Consider the following 25,806-nt stretch of genomic DNA (forward strand, 5'->3'; position numbering starts at 1 on the left):
GATTTCGGGGTTCTTTTCCGATAAATAGGGATTGTAATGTATAAATGAGGTGAAGGTATTGAAAGAAAAATTTATTATTATTGATGGTAGTAGCTTGATGTATAGAGCATTTTATGCCCTACCTTTATTAGAAACGAAAAAAGGCCAATATACAAATGCGGTCTATGGCTTTGCAACAATGCTGTTTAAATTATTAGAAAATTTTAGTCCTGAATATATTGTTGTGGCATTTGATAAAGGAAAAATAACTTTTCGTAATGAAATTTTTGATCAATATAAAGCTCATCGTAAAGAAACACCGTCGGAATTGTCAATGCAAATACCTCTTATTCATGAATTTTTAGTGGCAATGAATATAACATTGATAGAAGAAAGTGGTTTTGAGGCGGATGATATTATTGGCACTTTAGCCAATAAAGCCGCAGCAAACAATAAAAAAGTACTGATTGTAACCGGTGATAAGGATGCGTTGCAATTAATTAATGATGATATTTCGGTATTGTTAACGAAAAAAGGCATTTCGGAAATGTTGGAATTTAACAAAAAGCTGTTTAAAGAAACTTATGGCTTAGAATGTAATCAACTAATTGACTTAAAAGCGTTAATGGGTGATAGTTCAGATAATATTCCGGGAGTACCGGGCGTTGGCGAAAAAACTGCGACAAAATTATTAGCGGAATATAATACCTTGCAAAATATATATGAAAATATTGATAATGTGAGTGGCAAAAAACTTCAAGAAAAGCTTAAGGATAATAAAGACTTGGCTTTTATTTCGCAACAATTAGCAAAAATAAATAATAATGTACCGCTTAATTATGCAGAAGAACAATACAAACTCAATTTAGCTGAAAATAAATTAGAAGAATTTTGCTTAAAGTATGAATTTAAAAGTATTTTAGCGCGAGCTAATTTTTTAGAGTCTAAATCACCAGAGCAAATTGCTATAACACCAGTAGAATTTTGCAATATAAATAATAGTGATGAGTTTAAAATATTAGTAGATAAAATTATACAAGAGAAAAAAATGGTGTTTTATCCTGTCTTAGAATCTAGTGCTTTTGACCTTAAACATATTTTCATAGCTAATAGTAATCAAAGTTATTGCATTAGTAATAACTCTGAAATTGAAAATATCTTTGTTACATTATTAGAAAATCCTGAAGTTGAGAAAATTACTTATGATGTAAAAAAATTATATAAATTCTGCTTTCAGCAACATAAGATGATTCAAGGCACTGTGTTTGATATTATGCTGGCAGCATATTTATTGGAGCCAATGGCCAATAACTATTCAATAGAAAGCTTACATAATTTTTATGTAGGAGAAAATTATCATTTAAATGAGAAAAATATTGAAATCATTCAACTTCAAGCGTTTTATGTTGAAACAATTGAAAAAATATATCAGAGCTTAAAAAGTAAGCTAAAGCAGGCTGATTTGTTTGAGTTATACCAAACTGTTGAAATGCCACTAATAAAGGTATTAGCGAAGATGGAACTTTATGGTATAAAAGTTGATGCGGAACAATTGAAAATAATGTCTGCTGAAATGGATATTAAAATAAAGCAACTATTAGAAGATATTTATGAAATGGCAGCAGAACCGTTCAATGTAAATTCGCCAAAACAATTAGGTGTTATTTTATTTGAAAAATTAAATTTACCAATTATTAAGAAAAATAAAACTGGCTATTCTACCGATGCGGAAGTGTTGGAACAATTGAGAGACCAACATCAAATCATTAGCAAAATTTTAGAATATCGACTATTAACTAAATTGAAATCAACATATTTAGAAGGCTTAGGAAACTTATTATCGCCAACGGAAATGCGAATTCATACCAGCTTTAATCAAATGGTTACGGCAACAGGGCGCTTGAGTAGTTCAGAACCTAACTTGCAAAATATTCCGACCAGAAGTGAAGAAGGAAAAAAAATTAGAGAGCTATTTGTGCCGGGACTAGGATTTGACTATTTACTATCAGCTGATTATTCGCAGATTGAATTGAGAATTTTAGCACATATGGCAAATGACCCTAATTTAATCAGTGCATTTAATGATAATCAGGATGTTCATGCTAGAACGGCCGCTGAAGTTTTTTCTGTTGATTTGTCAGCAGTAACTCCTGAAATGAGATCTAGGGCAAAAGCTGTTAACTTTGGAATTGTATATGGTATTAGCGATTATGGTTTAGCGAAGGATATTAATGTTAGCCGCAAAGAAGCTGGAGAATATATTAGCAATTATTTTTCTAAATATCACGGCGTTAAAAATTTTATTGATAATATTATTGCTGATGCTAAGAAAAATGGCTATGTCATAACGATGTTTGGGCGTAGACGTTATTTAAAAGACATTAATAGTAGTAACTATAATATTAGATCCTTTGCTGAAAGAATGGCAATGAATACTCCAATTCAGGGGACTGCTGCTGATATTATAAAATTGGCGATGATAAAAGTAGATTATGATTTGCAAAAAAATAATTTAAAAAGTAGAATATTGTTACAAGTTCATGATGAGTTGTTATTAGAAGTTGTTGAGGCTGAAGTCGAAATTGTTTCAGAAATAGTAACAACAGCGATGCAAAATGTCGTTTCGTTAGCAGTGCCGTTAACGGTAGATGTTAAGGTTGGGAAAAGTTGGGCTGAAACAAAATAGAAAGTGGGGTGAAAATTTTGCCGGAAATGCCAGAGGTTGAAATAATTAGAAAATCATTAGTAGGATTTTTAAAAACCAGAAGAATTAAAAATGTTGAAATTGGCTTAAGTCGATTGATTAAATGGCCTTCACCAACTGAATTTAGTGGGTTAGTAATCGGTAAAAAAATTTTGGATGTTAAAAGAAGAGGTAAATATTTATTAGTAGAGTTAGAAAATGAGTATTATATTATTGTACATTTGAGAATGACCGGTAAACTATTATATGTGAAGAAAGGTGAAAAAAAAGATTCTCACAGTCGGATTGTTTTTTATTTAGATAATGATGATTTATTGGTCTATGCTGATACTAGAACTCTTGGCACAATTCATGTTATTAATAAGACTGAAATATGGAGAATTTCCGGGCTAGCTAATTTAGGACCGGAGCCTTTGAGTAAAGAATTTACTGTAGAGTACTTAGAATTAATATTAGCCAATAATAAGGGGAAAATTAAAACATTATTGTTAAATCAAAAATACATTTCGGGACTAGGTAATATTTATGTTGATGAAGCGTTATTTTTAGCAGGGATTCACCCTGAGCGAATTGCCGGAAAAATAGAATCAGCAGAAATAAAAAAGCTGTATACGGCAATAAATAAAGTTATTAAAGATGGACTAGCACATGGTGGAACTACCTTCCGTGATTACCGTAATGCGGAAGGGGAAAAAGGGCAACATCAAAACCATCTTTATGTTTATGGTCGAAAAGATAAACCTTGTTTAAATTGCCATACTTTTATTAATAAAATTGAAGTTGGTAGTAGAGGTACACATTTTTGTCCTAAATGCCAAAAATAGGGGGAAGAAGTTTGTACTTGATAGGATTGACCGGAGGAATTGGTAGTGGAAAAAGCACTGTTAGCAATTATTTAAAAGAATTAGGTGCGAAAATTATTGATGGTGATATTATTGCTAGAGCTGTTGTTGTACCAGAGCAACCTGCCTGGAAAGCAATTGTAGAGACTTTTGGTAATGAAATTTTATTGGCTGATTTATCTTTAAATCGCTTAAAGTTAGGTGAAATTGTTTTTAACAATAAAAAAGCGAAAGAGTTATTGGAGAATATAATTAGTCCATATATTGCTGCAGAAATTAATAAGCAGCTAAATTCCTTTAAAAAGGTAAAAAATATAATAGTAGTGCTAGATTTACCGTTGTTATATGAAAATAATTGGGATAAAATAACTGATGAAAATTGGGTTGTCTTTGTTGAACAAGACATTCAGATAAAGCGATTGTGTGATCGCAATAATTTTACGATAGAACAGGCTTTAAGCCGAATAAATAATCAACTACCGTTATTTGAAAAAGCTGGCAAAGCAAATGTTGTTATTAATAATAATTTTGATATTGAAAATACCAAGCAACAAGTTCTTGCTAATTGGCAGGAAGTTAAAAAAAGAATAAAGACTAATGAGCGTGAATAATTATGTTTAAGAAGTTAAGTAGATGCAGGTTGCATATTGTATTTTTTAGTGTAATTTTTGCAATTATGAGCTTGTTTTATTTAAATAAAGATATTATAAAAGATGATATTTATTTGTATCCTTATAAAGATATTATCATAAAATATGCTAAGCAGAATGAACTGGAAGTTTCGTTGCTAGCAGCGGTTATTTTAAGTGAAAGTAAATTTTACTATTCTGCAGAATCACATCGTGGCGCAAAAGGGTTAATGCAATTAATGCCGGAAACAGCAAGGTGGGTTGCTGGTGAAATTGGATTAAACAATTATGCTGAAGACCAATTATTAGAGCCGGAAATAAATATAATGTTGGGCTCATGGTATTTAGCGTCATTGAAGCGCGAATTTAATAATAATGAGGTGCTTATGTTAGCGGCATATAATGCTGGCAGAGGCAATGTTAATGAATGGATGAAACAATATGATTGGCACGGTGATTTTGCTAAAATTGAAGAAATTCCTTTTCCAGAGACAAAAAATTATGTTGAAAAAGTTTTAATGCGGAAAAAAGTATATGAAGATCTCTGTGTTTACAAAAAAAGAATGTTGAACTTACAATTTAATAATTAATTAAAATGGTTATACAATGAAAAATGTATAACCATTTTTTGTAGATAATAATAAATTTTACAAAATAAGATAGTTTTTAATAATATTCTCATGGTATAATTTAACTAAGTATGATTAATAATGAGGAAAGTGTGTGTTAGAGGGAAATATAACTATGTTCGACTCTTTGGTCAAATCAGCAGAGGTTATTCAAAAAATTATCCCACTGGATTGTTGTATTATGATTTGTAATAAAGAGGGGTTAATTGTAAAATTTGTTGGTGCTGAAAGTTTTGATATGAATGTTAGAGAGGGGAGTGGTGTTGCTAAAGGTGGCTCACTTGGTGAATGTATAGCGACAGCCAAAATTGTTCATAAAGCAATACCTAAAGAAGCTTATAATGTACCAATTAAGGCCATTGCAGTGCCGATTTTTGATAATAATAATGTATTAATCGGTGGCATTGCCACAGGTATAAGCTTAGCGAATCAAGAGGCACTGCTAGATTCGGCACAAATTATTGCAGCAACCTCAGAAGAAATGACAGCCACAACTCAAGAATTAGCAGCTACTGCAACGCATTTATCAAGTGGTCTGGATGATATTCAGTCAATTGGTAATTCTGTTATTAATGAAGTTAAAAAGACAGATGATATTTTACGCTTTGTTAGTGATGTTGCAGCAAATTCAAACTTATTGGGGTTAAATGCCGCAATTGAAGCGGCAAGAGCTGGTGAACATGGTCGAGGGTTTGCAGTAGTTGCTGAAGAAATCAGAAAAATGGCAGTTAATAGTGCTGAAGCTGTTAATGATATAAAGGATATTTTAAATAATATAAGAAAAGAAGTCGAAATTTTAAAAAATAAAGTTGAAGAAAACTCATCCATGGCAGAGCGCCAAGCAACCGCTACGCAAGAAATTGCAAAAGATATGGAATCATTGGCGGCATCCGCAATCGAAATCGAAAAAGTTGCTCAAATAATTTAATGTTAAAATAGCAATAAGAATTAAAATTCTTGTTGCTATTTTTTTGCAAATTGATAATTTTTTTTATAAACTATTAATTACAAAAAACTTTATTATAAGATATAATATAAATAGTTGATTTTTAGGAGGTAGCCATGGATATTTTTTTAGCAAGACAACCTATCTTTAATAAGAATATGGACGTTTATGGTTACGAACTACTTTATCGTAATAACAATGTGAAAAATCTTTGTCAATTTTTCAATGCCAAAGAAGCGTCGCTGGAAGTTATTGCTGCCAGCTTTGTAGTAATTGGGTTGACAAAATTAACCGGTGGAAAAAAAGCCTTTATAAATTTTACGGAAGATTTATTACAAGAAGAATTTGCCACGATTTTACCTAAAGAAGATTTGATAATAGAAGTATTAGAAGATGTTGAGCCAACAAAAGAAAATGTGGAAGCTTGTCATAACTTGGTTAAGGCAGGCTATAAAATTGCTTTAGATGATTTTGAATATAAAGCAGCGTATAATGATTTAATTAATATTTCGTCAATAATTAAAGTTGATTTTATTAATAGCAGTAGAGCTGCTTGTAAAGAACTTATTAATAAGTATAAAAATAGCAAGATTTTATTTCTTGCTGAAAAAATTGAAACACAAGAAGATTTTGAATGTGCCCTAGCTATGGGTTATTCCTTGTTCCAAGGTTATCATTTTTGTAAGCCGGTTATTTTATCAGCGAAAAAGGTGGAGCCGTTTAAAATAAATGCCATTGAGCTGATAAAATTGGTAAATGAGGATGTTCCTAATTTTAAAGAAATTGCTAAGGTTATAGAAAATGATGTATCATTATCATTTAATTTATTAAAACTGGTTAATTCCTTAGCTTTTAGTCGCGGGACAAAAATAAAATCAATTTTACAGGCGATATCGTTATTAGGGGAAAAAGAAATTCGTAAATGGATTACATTAGTGGCCATTGAAAAAATTTCTTCAGACAAGACTAAAGAGCTGTTGCGACTTAGTATTATAAGAGCTAAGTTTTGCGAAGTGCTTTGTCATAAATTTTCTTTAGGTAATAGAAAGACAGAACTATTTTTATTAGGTTTGTTTTCGTTAATGGATGCAATGATGGATGTTCCGAAAGAAGATGTTTTTTTAGAATTACCAATTTCCGAAGAATTGAAAGAAGCTTTAATTAAGCAAACCGGTATTTTTGCTGATTGCTATGAAATAATGATTGCTTATGAGCGGGCAAACTGGGGCTTGGTAGCACAAATTGCTGTAAAATATAAATTAGCAGAAGCCGAGATTGCGACAGCATATTATGAGGCAGTGAAATGGTTAAATAACAATATTGAATAGCCTTGACGAAAATTAGATACCTAACATATAATCTTAATATGAGGAAAAATAATGCAGTTGCCTTAATGAGTAGAATCAGAGCTAAGGCTAATCGTTTTATAATTGAATCATTGGTGGCGGAAGGGATTGAAGGGATAGTGCCATCGCATGGTGAAATAATGATTCATCTTTTTGCGGAAAAAGATTATACAATGCAAGAACTAGCTCAAAAAATTAATAGAACAAAGCCGACTGTAACAATTCTAGTAAGTAAATTAGTTAATTACGGTTATGTTTACAAAGAAAAAAGTATTACTGATAACAGAGTTACTTATATAAAATTGACGCCGTTAGGTATAGCCTTAAAACCTGTTTTTGAAAATATCTCAAAAGATTTAAATAAAATAATTTATAAGGGTTTAAGTGATACTGATGCTGAAAAATTAGAAATATTACTGAATAATATTTCTGAAAATTTTACTGAACAATGAATTAGTGGCAAATACTGTTGTATTTGCTTTTTTAACAACAAAATAGTTAGAAATCTAACATAAAAAGAATTAATGGAATTGTTAACGTGAAAATTTCTACAAGTAAAACCATAGCAAAATATTGCTATGGTTTTTAATTTATTTGCAAAATTTACAGGATTTGTTTGTGATTTATAGAATATCTTTTTAAACTAAAAAATAGTGGAGGTGAAGTTGTGAAGAATAAAATTATTATTTCCTTAATACTACTAAGTTTGTTTTTAATTAGTGGAGCAGTAAATGTATTTAAGGAGAATAATGTTATTACAGAAGAGGTAAAACAAGAAATTACAGAAAATGGACAGAAACTAGAGAGTGACATTACTGTTTATGTATCAGGAGCGATTAATCATCCTGGCACTGTAAAGTTAGCAGAAGGTAGCAGTGTTGCTGATGCTATTGCCCACAGTGGAGGAGCTTTATTGACGGCGGACTTAAGTAAGCTGAATTTAAGTGAAGCGCTAAAGGATGGGCAACAATTAAATGTTCCTGAAAAGCCATTGAAAATTATTAATGGTGAGGCGATGGTTGGTGATGCTAAACATAGTAAAGTTAATATTAACACTGCTGATGAAAAAGAACTTGATACTTTACCGGGAATTGGCCCGGCCATGGCAAAGGCTATTATATATTATCGAAACAATAATGGCGGTTTTAAAAATATTGAAGAATTGAAGAACGTAAAAGGAATTGGTGATAGTAAATATAAGAAAATAGAAGACTGTATTGAGTTGTAAAATGGATTCTTACATTTTACGACTCAATATTTTACTAATAACCTTTGTTAGCTTTTTGTTGTTAATTCATCAGCAATATAATATTTACTTTATCCTAAGTTTGCTCTTTGCTTTGTTGTTAATTTTATATTATAGAACAAAAAACTTAACATTATTGATCTTAGTGATGCTTTTTTCGCTAATTGGTGTTACAAGAGGTTTAACTACTGATTTTGCTATGAAATCAGAATTTATTGAAAATGAAGTCGTTGAAATTACCGGAGTCGTGGTGGCGGTGCCGAAGGTTACAGAAAAAGATAATGGTGATATTAGTATTAAATATGTTATTGACTTTTCTAATAAAGATCATACTAAGAAAAAAATCTTAGCATATGTAAAATATAAGAAAAACACAGTGAGAACTGAAGCTAAGGTTAATGATATCGTGAAGCTACGAGGACAGTTTACAGCACAACAAAACTATAATAATCCTGGAGCTTTTAATTATAAGATAAAACTGCTGAATGAAGGTATTGTTGGTAATGTCTTTGTTAAGAATAATGATTTTAGTATAACCAGAGAAGTAAGAAGTGGCTTTAAATATTATATCTATAAGATAAAAGATAAAATTTTAGAAAATTTAAAAAATGTAATGTCTCCTAATGATGCGGCGATACTTTTTGATATGGTTTTTGGGGGCTATGATGGGATTAATCCTGAAGTATTAAAAGCTTTTTCTAGTACTGGTATTGTTCATTTATTATCAGTATCTGGCTCTCATATTGCCTTAATAGTTGCATTTATAACTTGGAGTGGAAAACTATTAAAGCTTAGCAATAAAATTAATGCGGTTTTGGGAATAGTAATAATTATAATGTATGCAGCGTTAGCGGGTTTTGTACCGCCGGTAATTAGATCTGTGCTAATGGGTGGGTTGAGCTTAATTGCTGTAATTTTAGAAAAAGAGGTTTTTGCCAAAAACTCTCTTAGCATAATAGCATTAGGAATGTTGTTCGTTAATCCATTATTACTATATGATATAAGTTTTCAGTTGTCGTTTATGGCAACGGCAGGATTATTGTATTTAGCACCAATAATTAGTGCTAAACTTTATTTCTTGCCTCAAAGTATTAGACAAAATTTAGCAATAACGATAGCAGCGCAATTAGCAACGTTACCTTTTTTAGCATGGTATTTTAATACTGTCTCTCTCAGCAGTATTTTTAGTAATTTATTAGCAGTACCAATCCTTGAGTTTATGATAATATTAACTATCCTTGGAGTCTTACTAAGTTTAATGGTACCGCTTGTTGCTAAAGTGTTGTTGGTAAGTTGTAGCTTGTTATTGGGGGCTGTATATGATTTTATAGTTTTACTAAGTAAATTTTCTTATGGTAGTGTATATTTGCCATCAGGTAATATTTACTATGGCATCGGCTATTATATTATGTTAGTAGGTGTTTTTAATGATGCTTATTACAGTGCAATTAAAAAATATGATAAAAAACTATGGTTGATTAATTTTGTAGTAGTGGCAATGATTTTAACGGTAATTGCTTACCAAAATAAGTATAGCTTAAAAATGGAAGTGCATTTTATTGATGTTGGTCAAGGCGATTGCTGTTTAGTGATAACGCCACATCGAAAAGCGATATTAATTGATACCGGGGGCAATATTAATGATAATTTTAATATTGGTGAAAAGGTTGTTGTACCGTATTTGAGGCATATTGGAATTACTAGTTTAGAATATATAATTTTAACACATTGTCACATTGATCATGCCGGAGGAGCCGGTGCAGTTGTTGACAATATCAATACTAAATATGTTTTGATTGGTAAAGAAAATCGTGATTTATATGCTAAGGCAATGAAAAGAAGTGTTGAAAAGTGTGATAATTTAATTCCGGTGCTAGAGCTAGAGCAATTTAAAATTGATGATGTTATGTTTGAAATTATACCAAGTGAGAATATTATTAGTAATAATATTAATGAATATTCTAATGTTGTTAAAGTTAGCTATGGGAAAAATGATTTTATGATTACTGGTGATTTGGAAGTTGAAGGTGAAAATGCTATACTTAATAAAAACATTAATATTGCCAGTGAAGTTTTAAAGGTAGGACATCATGGGTCTAACACTTCTAGCTCGGAAAAGTTCTTAAAACAGGTACAGCCATTGTATGGAGTGATTTCAGTAGGCTACAATAATCGGTTTGGGCATCCTGATAGTGCTGTGCTTGAAAGAATGGAGAAACTAGGAATTAAGATTTATCGTACTGATCTTAATGGGGCAATTGTGTTTCAAGCAACTAAAGATAATTTGAAAGTCCAGGCTTTCCGTTAAAGGTGAATAAATGAATTATAATGATTTTTTAAAAAAGAAAAGTTTAACCGACAACTTATATTTAATAGTTGGTGAAGAAAAATATTTAGCTGATAAAGTTGAAAGTTTTATCAAAAAAGAATTTTTAGCAGATAATTTGGATGGGGTCATAGCTGTTAATGGTGCTGCTGAAATAAAAGAGTTAAGCAATACTGTTAATAGCGTGCCTTTTTTCGCGCCGTATAATTTAGTCGTTGTTAAAGAGTTTAAGTTATTAAGGGACAGTAAAAAGAATGCTGAGAAAAGTAAGGAAAAAGATGAAGAAGATTTTTTGACACTAATAAATTTATTACCACAGTTTTCTATCCTAGTATTAATTGCAGATAAAGTTGATAAGAGAAGAAGAATTTACAAAGCCATTGACAAAAATGGCACGATTATTGAAGTGAATAGACTCAAGGTGAAAGAAGTAAGAGAATGGTTGGAAATAAAATTAAGAGAGCTTGGTAAAAGTTTTGATAGTGAAGCTAACCAATATTTTTTAGAAGTGGTTAGCAGAATGAGCAATATTTCGCTGGGCTTGTTGGATCAAGAAATAAATAAAATCGGTTTATATAATGAGGAAAAAATTATTACTAAAAAAGATTTAGTAAATGTTTTTGCGGGAATTCCGGAGGCATCAATTTTTGCTTTAACAGATGCTATTGGTGAAAGAAAACTTGTTAAAGCGTTAAATTTATTAAAAGAACAAATCGCCAATGGAGAACATTTTTTGAAGATATTAACGATGCTCATTCGAGAAGTAAGATTGTTATTGAGAGCTAAGCAGTTAAAAGAATTAGGTTATAGCCATGATAATATTGCCACTAAGCTTGAACTGTTAAGTTTTATAGCAGATAAGGTTATAGAAAAAAGTCGAAATTTCACCGAAAAAAAACTGGAGCAAGCATTGATTAACCTGGCGCAATTAGATGGTGACTTCAAAACCGGGCAAGCTGATAATGTAGCGATGGAAAAAATTATTATTGATTTGATAAAAAAATAAGGCAAAGGTACAACTTGTATTGCAAGTTGTACCTTTGCCAAATAAAAAAACCTGTCAAAGACAGGTTTTAAAAATGCTATTATTCGTTGATAGCATTAATTTTGCGAGCTAAACGAGATTTTCTACGAGCAGCTGCGTTTTTATGAATAACGCCTTTTGCCGCCGCTTTATCAATAACTTTGCTAGCATTTGTAAGGAGAGCTTTTGCATCGTCAGCTTGACCTGCAACAGTTGCTTCAACTACTTTACGAGTAGCAGTTCTAATTGTTGATCTTACAGCAAAGTTTTTTGCGCGACGCTCAGCGTCAGTTTTCACACTACGTTCTGATGACTTAATATTAGGCAAATCATTCACCTCCTTACAATTTTGGTTACTAAAACATTCTATCACGAGTGTAAATAAAATGCAAGTAAAGAATAAATAGAAGTATTAAATGTTCTTTAGATAAAGTTTATTATAACTCATCTTGATAAATCTTGCTAGTACCTATTAAGAGATGCTATAATTTAAAGAACTGTTTTTAATGATAGATAGGAGAAGCTTATGCAAACAAAAAATATTCGTAATTTTTCAATTATTGCACATATAGATCATGGTAAATCAACAATAGCAGATAGATTGATTGAATATACGGGAGCTTTAACATCACGTGAGATGGAAGCGCAAGTGCTGGATTCGATGGATTTAGAACGTGAAAGAGGTATAACCATTAAGGCTCAAGCCGTAAGACTGGAATATGTCGGCAAAGATGGCGAAAAGTATATGATTAACTTGATTGATACTCCGGGACATGTTGATTTTACTTATGAAGTATCAAGAAGCTTAGCTGCTTGTGAAGGAGCATTATTAGTAGTTGATGCGGCACAAGGAATTGAAGCGCAAACTTTAGCTAATGTTTATTTAGCCCTGGAAAATAATTTAGAAATTATCCCCGTTATTAACAAAATAGATTTACCTAGTGCTGATCCGGAGAAGGTGAAACATGAAATTGAAGATGTTATCGGGTTAGATGCTTCGGAAGCGGTGTTAGCTAGTGCAAAAACTGGGATTGGAATTGAAGAAATCCTTGATGCTATCATTGACAAAGTTCCGGCACCAAGTGGCGATGTTAATGCACCACTACAAGCATTAATATTTGATTCATATTTTGATGCCTATAAAGGTGTTATTGCTTATGTTAGAGTTATGGATGGTAACATTAAACCGGGGATGAAATTGAAAATGATGGCAACAGATAAAACTTTTGAAGTGACTGATGTCGGAATTTTTAAACCATCGTTAATAAATATCGATGAACTTGGTCCGGGGCAAGTTGGATTTGTTGCCGGTAGCATTAAAAATGTTAAAGATGTAAGAGTTGGTGATACTATTACTAGTCTTCATAATCCAGCCCAAAATCAATTGCCGGGTTATCGAAAAATGAATCCAATGGTTTATTGTGGTCTGTATCCGGTTGATAGTGCTGATTATGATGCGCTAAAAGATGCGCTAGAAAAGTTACAATTAAATGACGCCTCATTATTGTTTGAGCCAGAAACATCGATTGCTTTAGGGTTTGGGTTTCGCTGTGGTTTCTTAGGGTTATTACATATGGATGTTATCCAAGAGCGGTTAGAACGTGAATATAATTTAACGCTAATTACAACGGCACCAAGTGTTATTTATAAAGTATACAAAACAGATGGTGAAGTGCTAGATATTGATAATCCTTCGAAGTTACCGACACCACAGGAAATTGATCATATTGATGAGCCATATGTAAAAGCTACAGTTATTGTTCCTAAAGACTATGTTGGAGCAGTGATGGAACTTTCACAGGAAAAGCGTGGCGAATATCAGGATATGAAGTACCTTGATGAAAATCGTGTAATGATTACTTATAATATTCCGCTTAGTGAAATAATTTATGATTATTTTGACAGGCTTAAATCTTCTACTAGAGGGTATGCTTCGCTTGATTATGAGTTGATCGGTTATCATACATCAATTTTGGTTAAGTTGGATATTTTATTAAATGGTGAAGCAGTCGATGCATTATCGATTATTGTTCATCGTGATAAAGCAGCACAACGTGGTAGACTGTTAGCTGAAAAATTAAAAGCAATTATTCCAAAACAAATGTTTGAAATACCAATTCAAGCAGCGATAGGGAATAAAGTAATTGCCAGAGAAACAGTAAGAGCGATGCGTAAAGATGTATTGGCGAAATGTTATGGTGGGGATATTTCTCGTAAACGCAAACTTCTTGAAAAACAAAAAGAAGGTAAAAAGCGTATGAAACAAGTTGGTAGTGTTGAAATTCCTCAAGAAGCTTTTATGGCAATACTGAAAATTGATTAAGGTGGTATTAGTATAATGAATATAGGCTTATATGTTCATATACCTTTTTGCCAACAAAAATGTTTTTATTGTGATTTTCCGTCCTTTGCCGGTCAGGAAAATTTGCAAGGTGCTTATATGGCCGCTTTGAATAAAGAAATTTTTATTCAAAGCGGCTACAATTATAATGCTATTGACAGTATTTTTATTGGCGGTGGTACTCCGACAATGTTATCTGAATATATGTTAAGTTCTTTATTAGAACATATTTACAAAAATTTCAATGTAACTAAAGATGCAGAAGTAAGTATTGAAGCTAATCCGGGAACTGTAGATGAAAATAAATTAAAAGTTCTGTTTGATGGTGGTGTTAATCGTATTAGTTTTGGGGTGCAAAGCTTTAACGATGATGTCTTAATAAAATGTGGAAGAATACATACTGCGCTTCAAGCACAAGAGAGTGTATATCAAGCACAAGCAGTGGGCTTTAATAATATTAATATTGATTTGATGTATGGTTTACCAGAACAATCAGTGGAAATTTTCCAACAAACATTACAGCAAGCCTTTACCCTTAAAGTTCAACATTTGTCAATTTATGGCTTAAAAATAGAAGAAGGTACTCCGTTTTACCAATGGGAAGCAGAGGGTAAGTTGAAATTACCGGATGAACAGACTGAAGATGAAATGGATGCTTTAATTAATAAATTATTATTGAAGAATGATTATATAAGATATGAAATTTCTAATTATGCTAAAGGCGGTTATGAATGTAAGCATAATTTAAAGTATTGGCATTATCAAAATTATTTAGGCTTAGGTGCTGGTGCTCATTCATTACTATATCCACAACGAACTTCTAATGTCAGAGATATTACAACATATATTGAAAAAATAAATAATAACGAATTGCCGATAGCAACTAATACCATGCTTGATAAAAATGCGGCCATGGAGGAATTTTCTTTTTTAGCATTAAGAACGGCAAAAGGAATGAACATTAAAAAGTTCACTGAGTTTTTTGCCACTGACTTTAATGGCTTGTATGGTGGCAAAGTGAAAGCTTTGATTGAAAAAGGGTTATTGCAGCAACACGGAGAGTTTATTTCCTTAACGGCTGGCGGACAAAAATATGGCAATTTTGTTTTTGCAGAATTTTTATTATAAACTGACTTAAATTCTTGACAATTTATAAGACAAGTGGTATTTTTTTATTAGGCATTAGCACTCTCTTGCGATGAGTGCTAACAATAGGAGGTGGGATTGTGCTGGATGAACGAAAACAAAAGATTCTCCAAGCGATTATTGATGATTATATTTCCACCGCAGAGCCTATTGGTTCAAGGACAATTGCCCGAAAATATAATTTAGGTGTCAGTTCTGCTACTATTAGAAATGAGATGGCTGATTTGGAGCTGTTAGGTTATTTAGAACAGCTACATACTTCTTCTGGTCGTGTGCCGTCCGGAAAAGGTTATCGCTTATATGTAGATGATTTATTAGCGCCAAGTAAAATCTCTGAAAAAGAAATTAATTTAATAGCAAGTTGGTATAACTCCAGAACAAAGTCGATTGAAGAGGTTTTTCAGGAAACTGCTAAGATTATTTCTCGATTGACTAAAAATGTTTCTTTGGTTATGGCGCCTCAATTGTCACAATCTACCTTTAGGTGTTTGCAATTTGTCGCATTAGATAAAAATCAAGCTATTGTGATTGTTATGACCGATGCCGGTTTCATTGAGAATAAAATTATAGATATTCCTCATGGAACAAGTATTGAAGATTTACAAAAGATAGCTACAATCATTAATGGACATTTATCAGGATTGATGTTAGATGAAATAAAGACATCCTTGATAAAAAAAATAAAAAATGAAGTTAATTTGGACTTGTTTGAAGCAACTTTTGACTCGATTTTAAAGGCTTTAGCAATTGAAAAAAAAGAACGACTTTACCTTGGTGGGACAACGCAATTGTTAAGTCAGCCTGAATTTCGTAATGTTGAAAAAGTCAAAGATATTTTAACAATGTTAGAAGAAGAACAACTGTTATGTGATTTGCTTAATTCACAAAATGGTGATGGTGTTACAGTTACTATTGGACAAGAAAATAAATATAGTGGAATAAAAGATTGTAGCATTATAAAAGCTACTTATCATATTAAAGGTAAAGTCATTGGAACTGTGGCTGTTCTAGGTCCGACCAGGATGGAATATGGTAAAATTATAACATTGCTGGAGTTTATGCATGGTAATTTAGGACAAATATTGAAGAAATATATTTTCTAAGTTGCATTGGAGGAAAATAAATTGAAACAAACTGATAGTAATGCAGAAATACAGGATACAGCGACAGCCTTAAGTACCAATGTAAATGCCGTTAGAGCTGTTGCAAGAGCAGTTGAAGGAACGATTGGTCCGAAGGGGCTTGATACAATGCTGGTTGATAATTATGGTGATGTTATTGTCACCAATGATGGTGTTACCATTTTGGAAAAAATGGAAGTTAATCATCCGGCGGCCAAGATGCTTATTAACATTGCGAAAGCTCAACAAGAAGCAGTGGGTGATGGTACGACAACTGCGACAATTATGGCCGGTAGCATGGTTTCGGAAGGGTTGTTTCAAGTTATCAAAGGTGTTCCCGTAGCTAGAGTAATCGAAGGAATTAAATATTCTCTAGAGCAGGCACTGCTTTTCATTAAGAACAGTGCAATTAAAATTGAGTTATTGGATGATGAAAATCTTTATAACATTGCGATGGTATCTGGTCGTGAACATAGTGACATTGCTAAGTTAGTAGTTGAAGCAGCCAAATTAATTGGTAGGGAAAAATTGTGTGACAATAATTTTAAATTGGCAGAAACCATTATTGCTAAAGAAAGTGCAGATAATGAAGTTTTTATGGGAGTTGTTGTTACCAAAGAGCGAATGAGTAAGGAAATGCCGGATAGTATTGAAAATGTTGGGATTTTACTTATTGATGATGCTCTGGAACCGGAAGAAATGACAAGTGAAGCACTAAGAACAGATGCTGGATTTCAGCGCTATTTATTGTTGCAAGAAGAATTTAAGAACAATATACATAAAATCATTGATACTGGAGTAAAACTTATTTTAGTGGATCGCGGTGTTAATGAAGTGGCTGAAGAAATGTTAACTGATGCCGGTGTAATGGTGTTACGCCGCGTTGAACATGCTGAAATGGAAAAAGTAGCAGAACATATCGGTGCAAGAATGATTAAGCGGAATGGCCTTAAAAAATCATTAGAAGAGTTAACAAGATATATTGGTTTTGCCCAAAAAGTTTATGAAGATAATAAGCTTGAGCAAGTGAGAATTTTGGGTGGTAAAGGAAAACCTATGGCAACCGTTTTGGTAGGAGCTGCAACGCAAGAGGTTGTTGGTGAAAGAGCCAGAATCGCTAAAGATGCTGCTTCCAGTGTTCAAGCTACCGTTAAAGAAGGTTATATTGCCGGTGGTGGAGCACTTGAAATTGCGACTGCACAAAAAATCGAAGGGTTGCGAGAGAATATCGGTGGAATGTCGGCTTATGGTGTTGATTGTGTTGTCAATGCTTTAAAGAGGCCACTAACCCAAATTATTAATAATGCCGGCTATAATCCACTGGAAAAGTTGGAAGAAGTAATAGCAACCCAAAAAAAATTAAATAATACTAATTTAGCGATTGATTGCAATACCGGAAATGTTGCTGATATGTTATCATTAGGTGTCATTGATCCCATGTTGGTAAAATATCATGCTGTTAAAGCTGCCGGTGAAGTAGCAATAGCTATTTTAAGAATAGATACTATCATCCGTAAAAAAGATGAGTCTAATATTGAAGAAAACTAAAGTTTAAGAAAGAATAAGAGGTGGGGTTGTGACAATGACCAAAAAAGAACAAGAACAGTTAGCTGATGAAGTGCAGACAGAAACAGAAGTTGAGGTAGAGGTTGCGACAAATGTTGCACCGGAAAACGATGAGATAGCGGAGCTGAAAGCTCAGTTAGCACAAAAAGAGGAACAAATTCAAGAAAATATAGATCGCTTAAAGCGATTGCAGGCTGACTTTGACAACTTTCGTCGCCGTAGTCGCCAAGAAAAAGAAGAACTGTCAGCTCATGTTACACAAAATATTATTAGAGAATTATTACCGCTAGTAGATAATTTTGAAAGAGCTTTAAATGCGGATAATAGTCAGGAAATAACATCCTTTAAAGAAGGAATTGATATGATTAATAAGCAATTTATCAATATTTTAGAGAAAAATGGCTTAGAAAAAATCAATTGTGTAGGTGAGCAATTTGATCCTAACTTTCACGAAGCTATTATGCGTGTGGAAGATGCTGATAAAGAAGATGGCACAATTGCTGATGAGTTGCAAAAAGGTTATATGGTTCAAGGAAAAGTAATTAGACCAAGTATGGTCAAAGTTGTAGGTAACTAAAATTTATATATATTTTCAAGGGGGATTTTAAATTATGGCAAAAGTAATAGGTATTGATTTGGGTACTACTAACTCCGTAGTAGCTGTTATGGAAGGGGGCGAACCTACTGTTATAGCAAATGCAGAAGGTAGCCGCATTACTCCTTCGGTTGTCGGGTTTTCCAAAAATGGTGAAAGATTAGTTGGTCAATTAGCAAAGCGTCAAGCGGTTTCTAATCCTGATCATACTTTTAGTTCTATTAAACGTTATATGGGAACAGACCATAAAGTTAATGTTGATGGTAAAGAATATTCACCACAAGAGATTTCTGCAATGATTTTGCAAAAACTAAAAGCGGATGCTGAAAGTTATTTAGGTGAAACTGTTACTCAAGCGGTAATTACAGTGCCTGCATATTTCAGTGATAGTCAGCGTCAAGCGACTAAAGATGCTGGAACAATTGCCGGATTAGAAGTGTTGCGTATTATTAATGAGCCAACAGCAGCATCGTTAGCTTATGGTATGGATAAAGGTGAAGAACATACTATCTTAGTATTTGACTTAGGTGGCGGTACTTTTGACGTTTCTATCTTAGAATTAGGTGATGGTGTTTTTGAAGTAAAAGCAACTAATGGTAACAACCGCCTTGGTGGTGATGATTTTGATGCTCGTGTTATGAAGTGGATGGTTGAAGAGTTTAAAAAAGAAAGTGGCATTGATTTATCTCAAGATAAAATGGCGGCTCAACGCTTATTGGAAGCAGCTGAAAAAGCAAAAATTGAATTATCAGGGGTGCTTTCCACTAATATCAATCTTCCGTTTATTACCGCTGATGCTAGTGGTCCAAAACATTTAGATTTAAATTTAACACGTGCTAAATTTGATGAATTAACAGCTGATTTAGTTGAAGCAACAATGGGGCCAACTAGACAAGCACTTGCAGATTCAGGTTTATCACAACAAGATATTGATAAAGTAATTTTAGTCGGTGGATCAACGAGAATTCCAGCAGTACAAGAAGCTATTAAGAAATATTTAGGACAAGAACCTCATCGTGGGGTTAATCCTGATGAATGTGTGGCGGTTGGAGCTGCTATTCAAGCCGGTGTATTAGTCGGTGACGTAAAAGATGTATTATTATTAGATGTAACTCCATTATCTTTAGGTATCGAGACAATGGGTCGAGTTTGTACGAAAATCATTGAAAGAAATACAACTATTCCAACGGAAAAAAGCCAAATTTTCTCTACTGCTGCTGATAATCAACCATCAGTTGATATTCATGTATTACAAGGTGAAAGAGAAATGGCTGATGGCAATAAAACATTAGGCAGATTTGAGTTGTCGGGTATTCCACCAGCTCCACGCGGTGTACCACGCATTGAAGTTACATTTAAAATTGATGCTAATGGTATTGTTCATGTTTCTGCTAAAGATTTAGGTACCGGTAAGGAACAAAAAATTACAATTACTTCTTCTGGTGGAATGAGCAATGAAGAAATTGATAGAATGGTTAAAGAAGCTGAAACTCATGCCGCTGAAGATAAAAAACGTAAAGAAGAAGTTGAAGTGAGAAATAACGCTGATTCTTTAGTATATCAAGCTGAAAAAGCAATTAAAGAGGTTGGAGAAAAAGCTGACAAAGCATTAGTGGAAAAAGTTCAAAAAGCAGCTGACCAGTTAAAAGAAAGCTTAAAAGGAACAGATATTGAAAAAATTAAAGCTGATACGGAAGAGTTAACAAAACCATTATATGAAATGAGTGCAGCAGCATATCAAGAAGCTGAAGGTGCGCAAGGTGCTCCGCAAGAGCAAACAGAAGCAAAAGATGACAATGTTGTTGATGCAGAATATAAAGTGGTAGATGACGAAAAGAAATAAGATTTAGGTTTTTTGACTCCGGCTATTAGTCGGAGTCAAAAGTGTGCTTGAAATATGTTAATGAGGGTGGTGTAGAGTGAGTAAACGCGATTATTATGAAGTGCTGGGCGTTAGTAAAAATGCTACTGACGATGAAATAAAAAAGGCTTTTAGAAAGTTAGCAAAAAAATATCATCCTGATGTTAATCGAGATAATTCTAAAGAGGCTGAAACGAAGTTTAAAGAAGCTAATGAAGCCTATGAAGTCTTATCGAATACTGAGCGTAGAGCTCAGTACGATCAGTTTGGTCATGCTGCATTTGATGGTTCTGCTGGTGGAGCCGGTGGTTTCGGTGGCGGTTTTGGTGGATCCGGCGGTTTTGGTGATATTTTTGATATGTTCTTTGGTGGTGGCAGTCAAGGGGGATTTGGTTTTGGTGGCGGTGGTCGCCGACAAAATGGTCCGGAGCGTGGTGCTGACTTACGCTATGATTTAGAAATTGAATTTAGTGAAGCTGCTTTTGGTAAAGATTTAGAAATAACAATCCCGAGAACGGAAAAATGTTCAACTTGCAAAGGTAGTGGGGCAGCGGAAGGCTCTCACCCGGAGACTTGTCCACAATGTAATGGTTCTGGTCAAGTTCAATTTACACAAAATACGCCATTTGGCAGAATGGTAAATGTCAAAACTTGTGAGCGTTGTAATGGCGAAGGAAAAATTATTCATAATCCTTGTAAAACTTGTGGTGGTAAAGGAACTACTAAAGTTAAACGAAAAATTGATATTAAAATACCGGCAGGGGTTGATGATGGAGCTAGATTAAGAGTCTCTGGCGAAGGTGAAGCTGGTAAACGCGGTGGTCCGGCTGGTGATTTATATGTTTATATTTATGTAAAGCCACATAAATTATTTATACGTGATAATTTTGACGTTATTTGCGAAGTGCCAATTAATTTTGTCCAAGCATCTTTAGGCGATGAAATTGAAGTGCCTACTTTGGACGGTAATGTAAAAATGAAAATTCCGGAAGGTACACAATCTGGAACGATATTAAGACTAAAACACAAAGGTATTCCTCATTTACGCGGACAAGGACGCGGTGATCAACATGTTAAAATTAAAGTTTTAACACCGCAAAAATTAAATGCTAAACAGAAAGATATTTTGCGGGAATTTGCCAAAGAAAGTGGCGAAAATATTAATCCGGAGCAAGAAAGTTTTTTTAAAAAATTCTTTAAAAATTCTTAAAGCTTTGGAACAACCAATTAAGCTTAGGCCGAGGGTAAACTCTCGGTCTAAATTTTTCTTAAAGAGGTGAGCTAGATGAATTGGCAAGAAATTAGTATTCAGACTAATCACGAAGCAGTCGAAGCTATTTCGAATATTTTTCAGGAAATTGGGGCAACTGGCGTTATTATTGAAGATCCACTGTTGGTTAATCAATATCTGGACTCAGGGTTATGGGATTATACCGATATTGAAAAAAGTGAAAATACAGAGGTTGTTATTATCAAAGCATATTTGCCGGTAGATGCTTACTTAGAAGATAGAATATTAAAATTTCAAGCACAAGTTGAGGCATTAGAGAGTTTTGGGATTAATAAGGGCTTAGGGATAATTTCATATCAAGATGTAGCTGAAGAAGATTGGGCTACTTCTTGGAAACAATATTTTCATCCCGTGAAAATTGGACAAAGGATAGTTATTAAGCCATCTTGGGAAGACTATCAAGCAAGTTCTGAGGAAATTATTATAGAATTAGACCCAGGCATGGCATTTGGAACAGGGACTCATCATACTACGGCAATGTGTTTAAAAGCACTAGAAAAATTAGTTGTGCCTGGTACAGAAGTTTTTGATGTGGGTACAGGCTCAGGAATATTAGCGATTGCAGCAGCAAAATTAGGGGCGAAAAGTATTAGAGCCGTAGATTTAGATGCTGTTGCGACAAAAGTTGCCAAAGAAAATATTAGACTTAATAATGAACACAATAATATCGAAGTTGCTGAAGGTGATTTGTTGAGTGGTTTTACCGGAAAAGCTGATATTGTTATTGCTAATATAATAGCTGATGTTATTAAACGATTGTTAGAAGATATTAGCTTACGCTTAAAGCCTAATGGTATTTTATTAGCTAGCGGAATTATTAAAGAACGAGCAGCTGAAATTATAACAGTTGCTCAAGGTAAGGGACTGATTGTTGAAGAAGTTATGGAAGAAGGCGGATGGGTGGCAATGATCATTCGCAATGGTGTCGAGTAATGCGAAGATTTTTCATTCATGAAAAAATATCACCTATTTTTAATCTTTCACCAGAAGACTCTTATCATATTGCAAAAGTGTTAAGGATGAAAGTTGGTACTGAGCTGGTAGTTGTTGATAAGGATGAGGCAATTGCTGTCGTAAAGATTATTGCCATTGAAAATAATCTTGTAACAGTAGCTTTCCAAGGTTATCTAGAAGATAACACCGAAGCACCGATTAACTTGATTTTAGCGCAGGGATTACCCAAAGCTGATAAAATGGATTTTATTGTGCAAAAAGCTGTTGAACTTGGTGTTACCGAAATACAACCGTTAATTATGGAAAATTGTGTAGTCAAATATGATGAGGCTAAAAAAAGTCAACGTCAAACTAAGTGGCAAAAAATTGCTAATGAAGCAGCAAAGCAATGTGGTAGAACGGTTATCCCTGAAATAAAACCGATAATAACACTAGGGGAGTTTCTGAAAAGTTTGCCGAAAAGTTGCAACAAAATAGTCTGTTATGAAGCTGAGAATAATAATGGCATAAAAAAATTATTAGATAATACTAATAGTGTTGATTATTGTGTATTTGTGGGCCCGGAAGGTGGCTTTAGTAATAATGAAATAAAGATCTGTAATGAAAATTCTTGTCAACCAGTTACCTTAGGCCCACGTATTTTAAGAACCGAAACAGCTTCTTTAGCAGCAATTTCAATAATCTTGTATCATAAAGGTGATTTAGGGGGTTTTTAACTTGATGAAAGTTGCCTTTACAACGCTAGGCTGTAAGGTTAATCAATTTGAAACTGAAGTTATGGAAGGTCTATTTAAAGAAAAAAAATATGAAATTGTCAATTTTGAAGAGGTAGCAAATGTTTATGTTATTAATACCTGTTCTGTAACTCATTTAGGTGAAAAAAAATCAAGACAATTAATTAGGCGAGCGATAAAAAATAATAATAAAGCGATTGTAGCGGTGGTTGGTTGTTATTCACAAGTAGCGGCGGATGAAATAGCAAAAATCGAAGGCGTTAGCTTGATTGTGGGCACTAAGGAACGCAAAAATATTGTAACTTTAGTTGAAACAGTATTAAAAGAGCATCAACCATTACAAGTTGTTGAAGATGTTATGGACTATCATGAATTTGAAGATATTCCTTTATTGAATAATCCTGATCGAACTAGGGCTTTTTTAAAAATTCAGGATGGTTGCTCTAATTTTTGTACTTACTGTATCATTCCTTATACTAGAGGGCCTTTAAAATCAAGAAAGCTTGATAGTATTTTAAGTGAAGCGGAAAAATTATTAGAAAGCGGATTTAAGGAAATTGTTTTAACTGGTATACATTTAGGGGCATATGGAAAAGATTTAGCGGATGAAATTGCCTTAGTTGATGTTGTAAAAGCGTTGCTAGACAATGAAAAATTAACAAGACTCAGATTAGGTTCGCTAGAATCTATTGAACTGGATCAAGAAATTCTAGAAATTATGAATCAAGATCAGCGGCTTTGTCGCCAACTTCATCTGCCACTACAGTCCGGTAGTGATAAAATTTTAAAAAAGATGAATAGAAATTATACCACTGCAGAATTTAAAGCATTGATAGATAATATTTATGCTAAAGTTCCTGGCGTTGCTATTACTACTGATGTTATTGTCGGATTTCCCGGGGAGAATTCAACAGATTTTAATGAGGCGGTTGAATTTATAAAAAATATGAATTTTTCAAAAATTCATATTTTCCCTTATTCGAAAAGAAAAAATACTCCGGCAGCTAATTATGCCGAACAAGTTAGTGAAGAGGAAAAAAAGAAACGCAGTGTTTATTTAAAAGAAATTAGTGATATGGCAAGTGCTAAATATCGTAATAAGATGTTAAATACTACCGTTGAGATTCTAGTAGAAAATATTACTCCTGATTATGCTGAAGGTCTGGCGAGTAATTATGTTAAAGTATATTGCGAAAATAATAATTTTCAAAAAGATAATTTTTATAAGCTGAAAATTATAAAATTGTATAAAGATGGGGTCTGGGCTGAGAAAATTTAATTTTATAGCAGGGATAAATAGTTAGAAAACGAATATTAATAATGCTGTAAATTAGAGGAGGGGTTTTATGATTAAAGATTGTATTTTTTGTAAGATTGTAAATAAAGAAATTCCGGCACAAATAATTTATGAAGATGAATTGATAATAGCCTTTAATGATATTAGTCCTGTTGCCCCAGTACATATTCTGGTTATTCCTAAAAAACATATACCGAATTTACTAGAATTGGCTCCGGGTGACAGTATGTTGTTGAGTCATATTCATTTAAAAATTGCGGAAATTGCCAAACAACAAAATATTGCCGATAGTGGCTTTAGAGTTGTTACCAACATCAATGATGAAGGTGGGCAAACTGTAAAACATCTTCATTGGCACATCTTAGGAAAACGTTTTATGCAATGGCCACCGGGGTAATATTGACAATGCATGATAAGTGAAGTATAATGTTTAGGTGTATGAAAGCAATACACTCCCGTGACGGACTTAGTGGAGGGGAGGGAAAATAGATGTCAGAGGTTAAAGTTGGAAAAAATGAAACTATCGATAGTGCACTTCGTAGATTTAAGCGTACATGCCAAAAGGCTGGAACCCTTGCTGAGGTTAGAAAACGTGAGCATTACGAAAAACCAAGCGTAAAGCGTAAGAAAAAATCAGAAGCTGCACGTAAACGTAAATTCAAAGCGTAATTTTGCGGAGGTAGCAAAATGTCTCTTAAAGACAAGTTGACTGAAGATATGAAGCAAGCCATGAAGGATAAAGAGGCTGGTAAATTACGATTGTCTGTTATTCGTATGGTAAGGGCTGCGATAAAAAATGTTGAAATTGACACTAAAGCAGAGTTAGCCGAAGAGGATGTAATCGCAATAGTGGCAAAAGAAGTTAAAATGCGTAGAGATTCAATGGAAGAGTTCAAAAAAGGGCAACGTGATGATTTAGTGGCTCAACTTGAACAAGAAATTGAAGTTTTATTGCCTTATCTTCCACAACAATTAACTGAAGCTGAAGTTCGTGAAATTGTAACTGAAGCCGTAGCAATCGCAGGTGCAACATCTTCTAAAGATATGGGTAAAGTTATGGCGGTATTGATGCCGAAAGTAAAAGGACGTGCCGATGGTAAGTTGGTTAACAACATCGTGCGTGAATTATTAAATCAATAAAATTAATCCGACACAATATTATTGTGTCGGATTTTATTTTTTATGTAGAAAAATAGGTCAAAATAGATATTGACTTTAATGTTAAATAT

General features: G+C 33.3%; 24 protein-coding genes. 23 read left to right on the forward strand and 1 reads right to left on the reverse strand.

From position 1 onward, the window contains the following. The first annotated feature begins 58 nt into the window (after window positions 1-58). The 10 genes from polA (at window position 59) to holA (ending at window position 11,653) form a co-directional block, all read left to right on the forward strand. Window positions 59-2,665 (forward strand): DNA polymerase I, encoded by a 2,607-nt coding sequence (gene polA / locus KBI38_02010; GenBank protein ID MBP8628835.1) that lies wholly within the window; start codon window positions 59-61, stop codon window positions 2,663-2,665. A gap of 17 nt (window positions 2,666-2,682) precedes the next feature. Then, a complete protein-coding gene (mutM, locus tag KBI38_02015) occupies window positions 2,683-3,507 on the forward strand; it encodes a bifunctional DNA-formamidopyrimidine glycosylase/DNA-(apurinic or apyrimidinic site) lyase (GenBank protein MBP8628836.1) in 825 nt (274 codons plus the stop codon). 11 nt (window positions 3,508-3,518) lie between these two features. Next, window positions 3,519-4,136: a dephospho-CoA kinase gene (locus KBI38_02020; GenBank protein ID MBP8628837.1), complete on the forward strand. Its 618-nt coding sequence runs from the start codon at window positions 3,519-3,521 to the stop codon at window positions 4,134-4,136. Between the two features lie 29 nt (window positions 4,137-4,165). Next, window positions 4,166-4,744, forward strand: coding sequence for a lytic transglycosylase domain-containing protein (locus KBI38_02025; GenBank protein ID MBP8628838.1), 579 nt, complete (start codon window positions 4,166-4,168; stop codon window positions 4,742-4,744). Between the two features lie 154 nt (window positions 4,745-4,898). After that, entirely contained in the window at window positions 4,899-5,711 is an 813-nt protein-coding gene (locus KBI38_02030; protein ID MBP8628839.1) for a hypothetical protein, read from the forward strand. A 134-nt stretch (window positions 5,712-5,845) separates the two neighbouring features. Next, complete coding sequence (locus KBI38_02035; GenBank protein MBP8628840.1) at window positions 5,846-7,057, forward strand: HDOD domain-containing protein; 1,212 nt, start codon at window positions 5,846-5,848, stop codon at window positions 7,055-7,057. A gap of 38 nt (window positions 7,058-7,095) precedes the next feature. Continuing rightward, a complete protein-coding gene (locus KBI38_02040) occupies window positions 7,096-7,527 on the forward strand; it encodes a winged helix-turn-helix transcriptional regulator (protein MBP8628841.1) in 432 nt (143 codons plus the stop codon). 215 nt (window positions 7,528-7,742) lie between these two features. Further along, window positions 7,743-8,303, forward strand: a complete 561-nt coding sequence (locus KBI38_02045) for a helix-hairpin-helix domain-containing protein (protein MBP8628842.1) — start codon at window positions 7,743-7,745, stop codon at window positions 8,301-8,303. Between the two features lies 1 nt (window position 8,304). Further along, on the forward strand, window positions 8,305-10,629 hold the full coding sequence (locus KBI38_02050) for a DNA internalization-related competence protein ComEC/Rec2 (protein ID MBP8628843.1): 2,325 nt from the start codon (window positions 8,305-8,307) through the stop codon (window positions 10,627-10,629). A 10-nt stretch (window positions 10,630-10,639) separates the two neighbouring features. Then, window positions 10,640-11,653 carry a DNA polymerase III subunit delta gene (gene holA, locus KBI38_02055; protein MBP8628844.1) on the forward strand — a complete coding sequence of 338 codons (1,014 nt, stop codon included), beginning with the start codon at window positions 10,640-10,642 and terminating at the stop codon, window positions 11,651-11,653. A 79-nt stretch (window positions 11,654-11,732) separates the two neighbouring features. Here the strand turns inward: holA and KBI38_02060 are convergent, their stop codons facing one another. Beyond that, the gene (locus tag KBI38_02060) at window positions 11,733-11,999 is read right to left on the reverse strand and encodes a 30S ribosomal protein S20 (protein ID MBP8628845.1); all 267 of its coding nucleotides are present in this window, start codon (window positions 11,997-11,999) and stop codon (window positions 11,733-11,735) included. Between the two features lie 198 nt (window positions 12,000-12,197). Between KBI38_02060 and lepA the strand changes: the two genes are divergently transcribed. From lepA to KBI38_02125, 13 genes are all read left to right on the forward strand, one after another. After that, window positions 12,198-13,994 carry a translation elongation factor 4 gene (gene lepA, locus KBI38_02065; GenBank protein ID MBP8628846.1) on the forward strand — a complete coding sequence of 599 codons (1,797 nt, stop codon included), beginning with the start codon at window positions 12,198-12,200 and terminating at the stop codon, window positions 13,992-13,994. A 15-nt stretch (window positions 13,995-14,009) separates the two neighbouring features. Further along, window positions 14,010-15,140: a radical SAM family heme chaperone HemW gene (hemW, locus tag KBI38_02070; GenBank protein MBP8628847.1), complete on the forward strand. Its 1,131-nt coding sequence runs from the start codon at window positions 14,010-14,012 to the stop codon at window positions 15,138-15,140. A 98-nt stretch (window positions 15,141-15,238) separates the two neighbouring features. Beyond that, window positions 15,239-16,261, forward strand: coding sequence for a heat-inducible transcription repressor HrcA (hrcA, locus tag KBI38_02075; protein ID MBP8628848.1), 1,023 nt, complete (start codon window positions 15,239-15,241; stop codon window positions 16,259-16,261). A gap of 6 nt (window positions 16,262-16,267) precedes the next feature. Further along, window positions 16,268-17,827, forward strand: a complete 1,560-nt coding sequence (locus tag KBI38_02080) for a TCP-1/cpn60 chaperonin family protein (protein ID MBP8628849.1) — start codon at window positions 16,268-16,270, stop codon at window positions 17,825-17,827. Window positions 17,828-17,861: 34 nt separating this feature from the next. Beyond that, window positions 17,862-18,422, forward strand: coding sequence for a nucleotide exchange factor GrpE (grpE, locus tag KBI38_02085; GenBank protein MBP8628850.1), 561 nt, complete (start codon window positions 17,862-17,864; stop codon window positions 18,420-18,422). A 34-nt stretch (window positions 18,423-18,456) separates the two neighbouring features. Next, on the forward strand, window positions 18,457-20,283 hold the full coding sequence (dnaK, locus tag KBI38_02090) for a molecular chaperone DnaK (protein MBP8628851.1): 1,827 nt from the start codon (window positions 18,457-18,459) through the stop codon (window positions 20,281-20,283). Between the two features lie 76 nt (window positions 20,284-20,359). Beyond that, window positions 20,360-21,511 carry a molecular chaperone DnaJ gene (gene dnaJ / locus KBI38_02095; protein MBP8628852.1) on the forward strand — a complete coding sequence of 384 codons (1,152 nt, stop codon included), beginning with the start codon at window positions 20,360-20,362 and terminating at the stop codon, window positions 21,509-21,511. Between the two features lie 75 nt (window positions 21,512-21,586). Beyond that, complete coding sequence (prmA, locus tag KBI38_02100; GenBank protein ID MBP8628853.1) at window positions 21,587-22,525, forward strand: 50S ribosomal protein L11 methyltransferase; 939 nt, start codon at window positions 21,587-21,589, stop codon at window positions 22,523-22,525. After that, window positions 22,525-23,262, forward strand: a complete 738-nt coding sequence (locus tag KBI38_02105) for a 16S rRNA (uracil(1498)-N(3))-methyltransferase (protein MBP8628854.1) — start codon at window positions 22,525-22,527, stop codon at window positions 23,260-23,262. The genes prmA and KBI38_02105 overlap by 1 nt, the downstream gene beginning before the upstream one ends. 1 nt (window position 23,263) lies before the next feature. Beyond that, complete coding sequence (mtaB, locus tag KBI38_02110; protein ID MBP8628855.1) at window positions 23,264-24,559, forward strand: tRNA (N(6)-L-threonylcarbamoyladenosine(37)-C(2))-methylthiotransferase MtaB; 1,296 nt, start codon at window positions 23,264-23,266, stop codon at window positions 24,557-24,559. Between the two features lie 67 nt (window positions 24,560-24,626). Beyond that, window positions 24,627-24,974 (forward strand): histidine triad nucleotide-binding protein, encoded by a 348-nt coding sequence (locus tag KBI38_02115; GenBank protein ID MBP8628856.1) that lies wholly within the window; start codon window positions 24,627-24,629, stop codon window positions 24,972-24,974. A gap of 92 nt (window positions 24,975-25,066) precedes the next feature. Next, window positions 25,067-25,246 (forward strand): 30S ribosomal protein S21, encoded by a 180-nt coding sequence (locus tag KBI38_02120; GenBank protein ID MBP8628857.1) that lies wholly within the window; start codon window positions 25,067-25,069, stop codon window positions 25,244-25,246. Window positions 25,247-25,264: 18 nt separating this feature from the next. Then, window positions 25,265-25,717, forward strand: a complete 453-nt coding sequence (locus tag KBI38_02125) for a GatB/YqeY domain-containing protein (GenBank protein MBP8628858.1) — start codon at window positions 25,265-25,267, stop codon at window positions 25,715-25,717. Window positions 25,718-25,806 lie beyond the last annotated feature (89 nt).

The organism is Negativicutes bacterium, assembly GCA_018052945.1.
Classification (GTDB): Bacteria; Bacillota; Negativicutes; order JAGPMH01; family JAGPMH01; genus JAGPMH01.